This window comes from Streptomyces sp. NPDC047130, from assembly GCF_040643475.1.
GTDB lineage: Bacteria > Actinomycetota > Actinomycetes > Streptomycetales > Streptomycetaceae > Streptomyces.
This window is the reverse complement of sequence record NZ_JBEYUK010000054.1, coordinates 1-11,863: the sequence shown is the minus strand read 5'-3', so window position 1 is coordinate 11,863 and position 11,863 is coordinate 1. Positions and strand designations below refer to the sequence as shown.

The following is an 11,863-nucleotide window of genomic DNA, read 5'->3' as shown; positions in this document are numbered from 1 at the left end:
TCCGGTGCGGTGCGGGGCGGGAACACGGCGTTCCTGTTCTCGGGCCAGGGCGCGCAGCGGGTGGGGATGGGGCGTGAGCTGTACGAGGCGTTCCCCGTCTTCGCGGAGGCGTTCGACGCGGTGTGCGCGCGGGTCGATCTGGAACTTCCATTGCGGGATGTGGTGTTCGGGGACGACGCGGAGCTGCTGGCGCGGACGGTGTACACGCAGCCCGCGCTGTTCGCGGTCGAGGTGGCGCTGTTCCGGCTGGTGGAGTCGTGGGGGGTCACCCCGGACGTGCTGGTCGGGCACTCGATCGGTGAGCTGGCCGCCGCGCACTGCGCGGGCGTGCTGTCGTTGGAGGACGCGTGCCGGCTGGTGTCGGCGCGGGGGCGTCTGATGGACGCGCTGCCGTCAGGTGGCGCGATGCTGGCGGTGGAGGCCTCTGCAGAGCTGGAGCTTCCGGAGGGCGTGGACCTGGCGGCCGTGAACGGCCCGACGTCGATCACGGTGTCCGGTGACGCCGAGGCGGTCGGCGCGCTGGAGGAGCGGCTGCGTGCCGAGGGCGTGCGGGTGAAGCGGCTGGTCGTCTCGCACGCGTTCCACTCGCGGCTGATGGAGCCGATGCAGGCCGAGTTCGCCACCGTCGCGAAGTCGCTGACCTACCACGCCCCGACCGTCCCCGTGGTGGCCACGGCCCCCGGTGACATCACGACCCCCGGTTACTGGGTGGGCCAGATCCGCGAGCCCGTCCGGTTCGCCGACGCGATCGCCTCCCTCACCGACACCCGGACCTTCCTCGAACTCGGCCCCGACGGCACCCTCTCCGCCCTCGTCCCGCACATCGCCGACAACGCGGCGGGTCTCCCGGCGCAGCGAGCGGACAAGGACGGCGTGCGGACGCTGTTCGCCGCCGTCGCCGGGGCGCACGTCGAGGGGGCGGAGGTCGACTGGCGTGCGGTCTTCGGCGGTCTCGGCGGACGCGCCGTCGACCTGCCCACGTACGCGTTCCAGCACCAGCGGTACTGGCCGCTGCCCGCACCCGACGGCCCGGGTGGGACGGGCTCCTCCGACGACGTCTTCTGGGCCACCGTCCGCGGCGGTGACGCGGGAGCCCTGGCCGGGCTGCTCGGCGTCGACGGCGACGAGGACCGCGAGCGGATCGGCGGCGTGTTGCCGGTGCTCGCCGGATGGCACGGACGCTCGCGTGCCGGGCAGTTGCGGTACCGCGAGGAGTGGTCCCCCGTCGCCCTTCCCGCCGACCCGGTCCTGCTGGGCGACTGGCTGCTGCTGGTCCGCCCCGGACACGAGGAGACCGCGGCCGAGTGCGCCGAGGCCGTCCGGCGCTGTGGCGGCACCCCGCACCCGCGGGTGCTCGACCCGCACGCCACGGCGGCGGACCTGCGGGAGGCCGTCGAACACGAACGCCCCTGGGCGGGCGTGCTGTCGCTGCTCGCCCTGGACGACGGGACCGCGGCCGCCGACGGCCTCGCCCTCGTCCAGGCGCTGGCCGACAGCGGCACCCGCCTGTGGTGCGTCACGCGCGGCGCCGCCGCGCTCCCCGGTGAGGAGCCGCCCGGCCCGGGCGGCCGGGCCCTGTGGGCCCTGGGCCGGGTGGCCGCGCTGGAACACCCGTCGCTGTGGGGCGGACTGATCGACCTGCCCCCGGCGGGGGTGCCGAAAGCCCCGCTGGCCGCCGTGCTCACCGGGATCACCGGCGAGGACCAGGTGGCCCTCCGGGACACCACGCTCGTCCGGCGGCTGGCCGCCGCGCCCCCGGTCACCGCCACCCCCTGGCGGCCCCGGGGCACCCTGCTCGTCACCGGCGGCACCGGCGCGCTCGGCGCGCACGTCGCCCGGTGGGCCGCGCGCAACGGCGTCGAGCGACTGGTGCTGGCCGGCCGGCGCGGACCCGACGCGCCGGGCGCCGCCGAACTCGTTGCCGAGCTGGAGGACATGGGGGTGCCCACCACCGTGGTCGCCTGCGACTTCGCCGACCGGGACGCGGTCGCCGCGCTGGTGGCGGCACACCCGCCGCAGGCGGTCGTGCACGCCGCGGGCGTCGGAGGACTGGGCAGGCTGCCGGAGCTGACCGAGGACGACCTGACGGCGGCGCGCGCCGGCAAGGCCGACGGCGCGGAGCACCTGGACGCGCTCTGCGGCGACCTCGACGCCTTCGTGCTCTTCGGCTCGGTGGCCGCCACCTGGGGCGGCGCCGGACAGGCCGCGTACGCCGCCGCCAACGCCCGTCTCGAGGCGCTGGCGCTGCGGCGGGCGGCCCGGGGCGCGCCCGCGACCTGCGTCGCCTGGGGTGCCTGGCGCGGAGCGGGCATGGCCGGGGGAGCGGAGCACGAACTCGCGCGCCGTGGCGTCCTCGCCATGGACCCGGACACGGCGCTGCACGCCCTCGCCGACGCGGTGGCGGACGACGCGCCCACCGTGACCGTGGCCGGCGTCGACTGGCCCGCCTTCGCCCGCGCCTTCTCCGCCGCCCGGCCCAGCCCGCTGCTGGCCGGCCTGGCGGGCGGCGACACCGGCGCCACGGACGAGACGCCCGAGGAGACCGGCGACCTGCGGGAACGGCTGCTGGACCTCCCGCCGTACGACAGGCTCGACACGGCCCTGGACCTGGTACGGACGCAGGCGGCCCGCGTGCTGGGCCACGCGCACAGCGGCGAGGTGGAACCGGGCCGGGCCTTCCGGGAACTCGGCTTCGACTCGCTCACCGCGGTCGAGATGCGCAACCGCCTCAACGCCGCCACCGGCCTGCCGCTGACCGCCACCGTGGTCTTCGACCACCCGACGCCCGCCGACCTCGCCGCGCACCTCCTGGAGGAATGCGGCATCGCGGCGGACTCCGGCACGGACACGGCCGGTACGGACGGGCACGACGCCGCCGACGGCGAACAGCGCCTCCGCGCGGCGCTCGCCCGGCTGCCGCTGTCCCGCCTCCGGGAGGCCGGACTGCTCGACCCCCTGCTGCGACTGGCCGGGGAAGAACCGGACGACGCGGACCCGAGGACCGCGCATCCGGTGGACGAACTCGACGGCGAGGCCCTGCTGAGCCTCGTCGCCGCATCCGACGACGGGGAGTACTGACCATGACCGCGCCCGCCGACGGACGTTACGTCGAAGCCCTGCGCACGCTGGTCAAGGAGAACGACCGGCTGAAGGCGCGCAACCGCGAACTGGCCGTCGCCGGGCACGAGCCCGTCGCCGTCGTCGGGATGGCCTGCCGGCTCCCCGGCGGCGTCGACTCCCCCGAGGCGCTCTGGGACCTCGTGTCCGCGGGGGGCGACGGGATCGGCGACTTCCCGGCCGACCGCGGCTGGGACCTCGACGCCCTCTACGACCCGGACTCGCGCGGGGAAGGCACCTCCTACTCCCGCCAGGGCGGCTTCGTGCACGACGCCGGCTCGTTCGACGCGGACTTCTTCGGCATCTCCCCGCGCGAGGCCCAGGCGATGGACCCGCAGCAGCGCCTGGTCCTGGAGGCGTCCTGGGAGGCGATCGAAAGGGCGGGTATCGCCCCGCACGGCGTCCGCGGCACGCGGGTCGGCGTGTACGTCGGCGCGGCGTCGTCCGGCTACGGCACCGGTGTGCCCGTCGCCGAGGAGGCGGCGGGCTACGCCCTGACCGGCACCGCCACCAGCGTGCTGTCCGGCCGGATCGCCTACAGCCTCGGCCTGGAGGGGCCGGCCGTCACGGTCGACACCGCCTGCTCCTCGTCGCTGGTGGCGCTGCACCTGGCGATGCAGGCGCTGCGCCGCGGCGAGTGCACCCTGGCGCTCGCCGGCGGCGTGACCGTGATCGCGACCCCCGCCGCGTTCGTGGAGTTCAGCCGGCAGCGCGGCCTGGCCCGCGACGGCCGCTGCAAGGCGTTCGCGGCCGGCGCCGACGGCACCGGCTGGAGCGAGGGCGCCGGCATGGTGCTGCTGGAGAAGCTGTCCGACGCCCGCCGCGCGGGCCACCGGGTGCTGGCCGTGCTGCGGGGTTCGGCGGTCAACCAGGACGGCGCCTCCAACGGCCTCACCGCCCCCAACGGTCCCGCTCAGCGACGCGTCATCCTGGACGCCCTGGCCTCCGCCCGGCTCTCCGCCGCCGAGGTGGACGCCGTGGAGGGGCACGGCACCGGCACCACCCTCGGCGACCCGATCGAGGCCAAGGCGCTGCTGGCCACCTACGGCAAGGACCGCGACCGCGGGGAACCGGTGTGGCTGGGCTCGCTGAAGTCCAACATCGGCCACACCCAGGCGGCCTCCGGGGTGGCCGGCGTCATCAAGATGGTGCAGGCCATGCGCCACGGCGTGCTGCCCCGCACGCTCCACGTGGACGCGCCCAGCCCGCACGTGGACTGGTCGGCGGGCGCGGTGGAACTCCTCACCGAGAACCGGCCGTGGCCCGAGACCGGACGGCCGCGCCGAGCGGGCGTCTCCTCGTTCGGGGTCAGCGGCACCAACGCCCACGTGATCCTGGAGGCAGCGCCTGCCGAGGAGACCGCGCCTGCCGAGGAGACCACGCCTGCCGAGGAGACCGCGTCGGCCGGGAAGGAGGCGGAGGCCGGCCCCGGACCGCGGCGGGGGGCCGCGCCGTCCGTCGTGCCCTGGACGCTCTCCGGGCGCGACGCGCGAGCGCTGCGCGCCCAGGCGCAGCGACTGCACGACCACGTCACCGCCCGCCCCGCGCTCACCCCCACCGACGTCGCCGTCTCGCTCGCCACCACCCGCTCCCCGCTGGAGCACCGCGCCGTCGTCCTCGGCGCCGACCGCGCCGAACTCCTGGCCGGGCTGCGCGCGCTGGCCGGCTCCGAGACCGCTCCCGGCGTCGTCACCGGCACGGCGTACGAGGGCCGCACGGCCTTCCTCTTCTCCGGGCAGGGCTCCCAGTGGGCCGGGATGGGGCAGGGGCTCGACGTCTTCCCGGTCTTCGCGGACGCCTTCGCGGAGGCCTGCCGCGCCGTGGGCCTGGACACCGGGGCCTGTGCCGACGGTCGGGCGCTGCGGAGGACCGGCACCGCCCAGCGCGCGCTGTTCGCGCTGGAGGTCGCGCTGTTCCGGCTCGCCGAGTCGTGGGGCCTGGTCCCCCGGCACCTGGTCGGGCACTCGGTCGGCGAACTCGCCGCCGCCCACTGCGCGGGCGTGCTGTCGCTGGAGGACGCGGGCACCCTGGTCGCCGCGCGGGCCCGGCTGATGGACGCGCTGCCCGAGGGCGGCGCGATGCTGGCGGTGGAAGCCGCCGAAGAGCTGGAGCTTCCGGAGGGCGTGGACCTGGCGGCCGTGAACGGGCCGACGTCGATCACGGTCTCCGGCGACGCCGAGGCGATCGACGCGCTGGAGGCACGGCTGCGGTCCGAGGGCGTGCGGGTGAAGCGGCTGGCCGTCTCGCACGCCTTCCACTCGCGGCTGATGGAGCCGATGCTCGACGAGTTCGCCGCCGTCGCCAAGTCGCTGACGTACCACGCCCCGACGATCCCCGTGGTCGCCACCGCTCCCGGCGACATCGCCACCCCAAACTACTGGGTCGGGCAGATCCGCGAGCCCGTCCGCTTCGCCGACGCCGTGCGGACGCTGCGGGACAAGGGAGTCACCCGCTTCGTGGAGACGGGCCCCGACGGGGTCCTCACCGCCGCTGCCCGCTCCTGCCTGGAGGCCGACGAGGACGTGGCCTGCGTCGCCCTGCAGCGCGCGGGCCGCGATCCGGTCGACGCGTGGTGGCACGGCGTCGCCGCGGCACACGCCGCCGGGGCCGCGCTCGACTGGCCCGCCGTCACCGGCGACTGGGGCGGCCGGGTCGTCGACCTCCCGACCTACGCCTTCCGGCGCGAGCACTACTGGTCCGTGCCGCCCGCCGCGGCGACGGGCGGCCCCGCGAGCTGGCGGTACGCCGCCACCTGGGAGCCGCTGCCCCGGACCGGGACGCCCGAGCTGGCCGGCACGTGGCAGATCCTGACCGGCACCGGCACCGGCACCGGCACCGGCACCGGCACGGGCACGGGCACCGGCACCGGCACGGGCGGCGACGCGGCCACCAGCCGGCCGGACGCCGTCGCCGCGCCCGGCCGGCTGGTGGCCTGGTGCGCCGAGGCGCTGCGCGCGCACGGGGCGACCGTCGTCGTGGGCGGCGTGCCCGATCCGTCCGCCGACGGCCTGATCCTCCTCCACGACCCCCGGCCGCACCCCGGGCACCCGGAGCTGTCCCGCGGACTGGCCGCGCTGCCCGGCCTCGTGCGCGGCGACGGCGCCCCCGTGTGGCTGCTCACCCAGGGCGCCGTCGCGGCCGGTGACGGCGAGTCCGCCGACCCCGGCGCGGCACAGCTGTGGGCCATGGGCCGGGTCGCCGCGCTGGAACGACCCCACCGCTGGGGCGGCGCCGTCGACCTGCCGGAGCGGTTCGACACCGACGCGAACGCCGACGCGAACCCCACCGCGGACGCCGACACCGAGGCGAGCGCCGACGCCGCGCGGCACCTGGCCGCCGTGCTCGCCGGACTGCACGCGGGAGAGGACCAGGTGGCGATCCGCGCCGACGGTGTCCTCGCCCGCCGCCTCGCACCGGCACGGCCCCGACCCGCCACCCGCCGGCGCCCGCGCGGCACCGTGCTCGTCACCGGCGGCACCGGGGCACTCGGCGCACACGTCGCCCGCTGGCTCGCCGAACGCGGCGCGCCGCACCTGGTCCTCGCCGGCCGGCGCGGCGCCGACGCGCCGGGGATGGCCGAGCTGACCGCCGAACTCGCCGCGGCGGGAACCGAGGTCACCGTCGTCGCCTGCGACGTCGGCGACCGCGCCGCCCTCGACGCGCTGCTGGCCGAGCATCCGCCGACCGCCGTCGTGCACGCCGCCGGGAACGGCGAGTTCGGCGCGCTCGCCGACGTCTCGGAGGAGGACGTCGCCCGCGTACTGGCCGCCAAGGTCACCGGCGCCCTGCACCTCGACGACGCGCTGCGCGACGCGGACCTCGACGCCTTCGTGCTCTTCTCCTCGGTCGCCGGCGTCTGGGGCAGCGGCGGCCAGGGAGCGTACGCGGCGGCGAACGCCGCCCTCGACGCGATCGCCCTGCGCCGCGCCGCCCAGGGACTGCCCGCCACCTCGGTTGCCTGGGGCCCCTGGGCGGGCGGCGGCATGGCGGGCGCGGCGGACACCGCCGACTACCTGCGGCGGCGCGGCCTGCGCGCCATGGACCCGGCCCAGGCCCTCGAGGCGCTCGGCACGGCCGTCGACGGCGGGGACGTCTGCGTGGCCGTGGCCGACGTGGACTGGGCGCGCTTCGTCCCGGCCATCACCTCCGTACGGCCCCAGCGGCTCTTCGACCGCCTCACCGCCACCCCGCCGCAGGGCGGAACGGCCGAACCCGGCGCGGAGCGGAACACCCGTGCCGCCTCCGGCACCGTGACCCGCCTCGCCGCCCTCGCCGCCAAGGACCGGCGGCGTGAGCTGGCCGAACTCGTCCGCGGGCACGTCGCCGCCGTACTCGGCCACCACGGCTCCGAAGCCGTCGACCCCCGCCGCGCCTTCACCGACCTGGGCTTCGACTCCCTGACCGCCGTAGAACTGCGCGACCGCCTGACCGAGGCCACCGGCCTCACCCTGCCCGCCACCGTCGTCTTCGACCACCCCAGTCCCGACGCGCTGGCCGGACACCTCGACGACCTCGTACGAGGCGCCGACGCCGACGACACCGACCCCGCGACCGGGGGAGCGGTGTCCTCCACCGAACCCATCGCCATCGTCGGCATGGCCTGCCGCTTCCCCGGCGACGTCAGCTCACCGGACGCCCTGTGGCGCCTCGTCGACGAGGGCCGCGACGGGATATCCGGCTTCCCCGACGACCGGGGCTGGGACACCGAGCGGCTCTACGACCCGGAGGGCGGCGCGGGAGCCTCCTACGTCCGCGAAGGCGGATTCCTGCGCGACGTCGCCGAGTTCGACGCGCGCTTCTTCGGCCTCTCGCCGCGCGAGGCGCTCGCCATGGACCCGCAGCAGCGGCTCGTGCTCCAGACCGCCTGGGAGGTGTTCGAACAGGCGGGCATCGACCCGGAGGAGCTGCGCGGCAGCGACACCGCCGTGTTCGCGGGCACCAACGGCCAGGACTATCCGGTGCTGCTCGCCGGGGACCCCGACGTCAGCGAGGGACACCAGGGCGCCGGCAACGCCGCCGCCGTGCTCTCCGGCCGGGTCGCCTACAGCTTCGGCTTCGAGGGCCCCACCCTCACCCTGGACACGGCGTGTTCCTCCTCGCTGGTGGCGCTCCATCTGGCGGTGCGGGCGCTGCGGGCCGGGGAGTGCTCGATGGCCCTGGCCGGCGGCGTCACCGTCATGTCGACGCCGACCGCGTTCGTGGAGTTCAGCCGCCAGCTCGGCCTGGCCGCCGACGGCCGGTGCAAGCCCTTCGCCGCCGCGGCCGACGGCACGGGCTGGGGCGAGGGCGTGGGCGTGCTGCTGGTGGAACGCCTCTCGGACGCGCGCCGCAACGGGCACCGGGTGCTCGCCGTGGTGCGCGGCTCCGCCGTCAACCAGGACGGCGCGTCCAACGGCCTGAGCGCCCCCAGCGGACCGGCCCAGCGCCGCGTGATCCGCCGGGCGCTCGCCGACGCCGGCCTGAGCCCGTCCGAGGTCGACGCGGTGGAGGCGCACGGCACCGGCACCAAGCTGGGCGACCCCATCGAGGCCCAGGCGTTGCTCGCCACCTACGGGCAGGACCGCGACGAACCCCTCTACCTCGGCTCGCTGAAGTCCAACATCGGGCACACGCAGGCCGCTTCGGGCGTCGCGGGCGTGATCAAGATGGTGCAGGCGATGCGCCACGGCACCCTGCCCGCCACCCTGCACGTCGACGCTCCCACCCCCGAGGCCGACTGGTCGGCGGGCGCGGTGGAGTTGCTGACCGAGGCGCGCCCCTGGCCCGGAACGGGCCGCCCGCGCCGGGCCGGCGTCTCCTCCTTCGGCGTGAGCGGCACCAACGCCCACGTGGTGCTGGAGGCCGCCCCCGAGGGAGCGGCGGAAGAGCTGGAGACACCCGGGGAAGCACCGTCGGAGGACGCGCCCGCGCTGCTGCCCCTGCTGCTCTCCGCCCGGACGGCCGACGCGCTGCCCGCGCAGGCGGAGCGGCTGCGGGACGCCCTGGCCGGGCGGCGGCTCGCCGACGTCGCGTACTCGCTGGCCACCACCAGAAGCACGCTGGAGCACCGGGCGGTGTTCCTCGCCGCGGACGGCGAGAGTGCCCGGGCCGCGCTGGCCGGCCTCGGCCACGCCGTCGTCGGGCGCGCGGCACCGGACGCACCCCGCCTGGCCCTGCTGTTCTCGGGCCAGGGCGCGCAGCGGGTGGGGATGGGGCGTGAGCTGTACGAGGCGTTCCCGGTGTTCGCGGAGGCGTTCGACGCGGTGTGCGCGCGGGTCGATCTCGAACTTCCGTTGCGGGATGTGGTGTTCGGGGACGACGCGGAGTTGCTGGCGCGGACCGCGTACACGCAGCCGGCGCTGTTCGCGGTCGAGGTGGCGCTGTTCCGGCTGGTGGAGTCCTGGGGGGTTGCCCCGGACGTGCTGGTCGGGCACTCGATCGGTGAGCTGGCCGCCGCGCACTGCGCGGGGGTGTTGTCGTTGGAGGACGCGTGCCGGCTGGTGTCGGCGCGTGGGCGTCTGATGGACGCGCTGCCGTCAGGTGGCGCGATGCTCGCCGTCGAGGCTTCCGAGGATGGCCTGGAGCTTCCGGAGGGCGTGGACCTCGCGGCCGTGAACGGCCCCACCTCGATCACGGTCTCCGGCGACGCCGACGCGATCGACACCCTTGAGCAGCGGCTCCGTGCCGAGGGCGTGCGGGTGAAGCGGCTGGTCGTCTCGCACGCGTTCCACTCGCGGCTGATGGAGCCGATGCAGGCGGAGTTCGCGGAGGTCGCGAAGTCGCTGACCTACCAGGCGCCGAGCATCCCCGTGGTGGCCACGGCCCCTGGTGACATCGCCACCCCGGACTACTGGGTGGGCCAGATCCGCGAGCCCGTCCGGTTCGCCGACGCGATCGCCTCCCTCGGCGACACCCGGACCTTCCTCGAACTCGGCCCCGACGGCACCCTCTCCGCCCTCGTCCCGCACATCACCGACGACGCCACCGCCGCACCCGCCCTGCGCAAGGGCCACGGCGAGGACGCCGCCCTGCTGCGCGCCCTCGCCTCCCTGCACGTCCAGGGGGTGCCCGTGGACTGGGTCACCCTGCTCGCGCCCGCCGGTGGCCGCCGGGTGGAGCTCCCCACCTACGCCTTCGCCCGTGAGCGCTACTGGCCGTCGGTCTCCGCCCGACCCGGTGACATGGTGTCCGCCGGGCTGGGGGAGACCGGGCACCCCGTCCTCGCCGCGGGAGTGGAACTCGCCGACGACGGCGGCCTGGTGTTCGCCGGGCGGCTCTCCGTCCGCACCCACCCCTGGCTCGCGGAGCACCGGGTGCACGGCCGGATCGTCGTGCCCGGTACGGCGTTCGTCGATCTCGCGGTGCGCGCCGGCGACCAGGCGGGCTGCGAGGCCGTGGACGAGCTGGTCCTGCACACGCCGCTGGTGCTGACGGGGGAGGAGTCCGTCCAGCTCCAGGTCCTGGTCGGTGCTCCCGACGAAGAGGGCGCGCGTCAGCTGACCGTGCACTCCCGCCTCCCCGACGGCACCGGCTGGCACGGACAGCCGTGGGTCCGGCACGCCTCCGGCACCCTGCGTCCCGCGGCCCCCCTGGCCGCCCCGGCCGTGACCTGGCCGCCGGAGGGCGGGCACGCCGTGGCCACGGACGAGCTGTACCCGGCGCTGGCCGGGGCCGGGCTGGAGTACGGCCCGGTGTTCCAGGGACTGCGCGGCGTCCGGCGCGTGGGCGCGGACCTCTGGGCCGAGGTCGACCTGCCGGAGCAGGGACACACGGACGCCGGCCGCTTCGGGCTGCACCCGGCTCTGCTCGACGCCGCGCTGCACGCGCTCGCCGTCCGGGCGGTCGAGGCGGACGGCCCCGCCGGGCCCCCCGGCCTTCCGTTTTCCTTCTCGGAGGTCACCCTGGCCGCCTCCGGCGCCACCTCCCTCCGGGTGCGGCTCTCGCCGCGCGGCGACGACGCCGTGGAACTGCTGGCCCTCGACCCCGACGGCCGGACGGTCCTGTCCGTCGGACGCGTGACGCTGCGGCCGCCGGCCGCGGACGTGCCGTCCGGTGCCACCGCGACGCGGCCCGTGCACCGGGTCGACTGGGTCCCGCTGCCCGAACCGGCGTCCGAGCCCGTCACCTGGTCCGTCGTGGGGCCCGACCCGTTCGGCGCGGCCGACGCCCTCACGGCGCTCGGGACCGACTGCGCACGGGCCGCCGACATCGCCTCCGCCCCTGCCTCGGCGGACCTGCTGCTGATCACCTCCGCGCCCGGCGACACGGACGGCGGCCTGGACGACACCGAGGCGCGGGTCTGCGCGGCGCTCGCCGCCGTCCAGGACTTCCTGGCCCGCGCGGACGGCGACGCCACCCTCGTGGTGCTCACCCGCGGAGCCGTCGCCGCCGACCCCGGCGACGACCTGCCCGACGTGGCGGGCGCCGCCGTGCGCGGCATGGTGCGCAGCGTGCAGTCGGAGAACCCCGGGCGCGTGCTGCTCGTGGACGTCGACGGGGACCCGTGGACCGCCCTGGCCACCGTGGCCGGGGCGGACGAGCCCGAACTCGCGGTCCGCGGCAACCGGCTGTACGCGGCGCGCCTGGTGCCCGTCACCGACCGCACCCTCCAGGCCCCCGAGGGGGCGTGGCGGGTGGGGGTGTCGGTGCGGGGTGCGGTGGAGAACGTGGGTTTGGTGCCGGCGCCGGATGCGGTGGCGGTGTTGGGTGTGGGTGAGGTGCGGGTTGCGGTGCGTGCGGCGGGGGTGAATTTCCGTGACGTGCTGAA

The 11,863-nt window shown here is 76.6% G+C and carries 2 protein-coding genes; both read left to right on the top strand.

What is annotated here, in order from left to right; genetic code table 11:
* Positions 1–3,078, top strand: a 3,078-nt coding sequence (locus ABZ836_RS30150; protein ID WP_361147520.1) for a type I polyketide synthase, incomplete at its 5' end; no start/stop codon positions are given.
* A gap of 2 nt (positions 3,079–3,080) precedes the next feature.
* A partial coding sequence (locus ABZ836_RS30145) for an SDR family NAD(P)-dependent oxidoreductase (RefSeq protein WP_361147517.1) occupies positions 3,081–11,863 on the top strand: 8,783 nt, incomplete at its 3' end.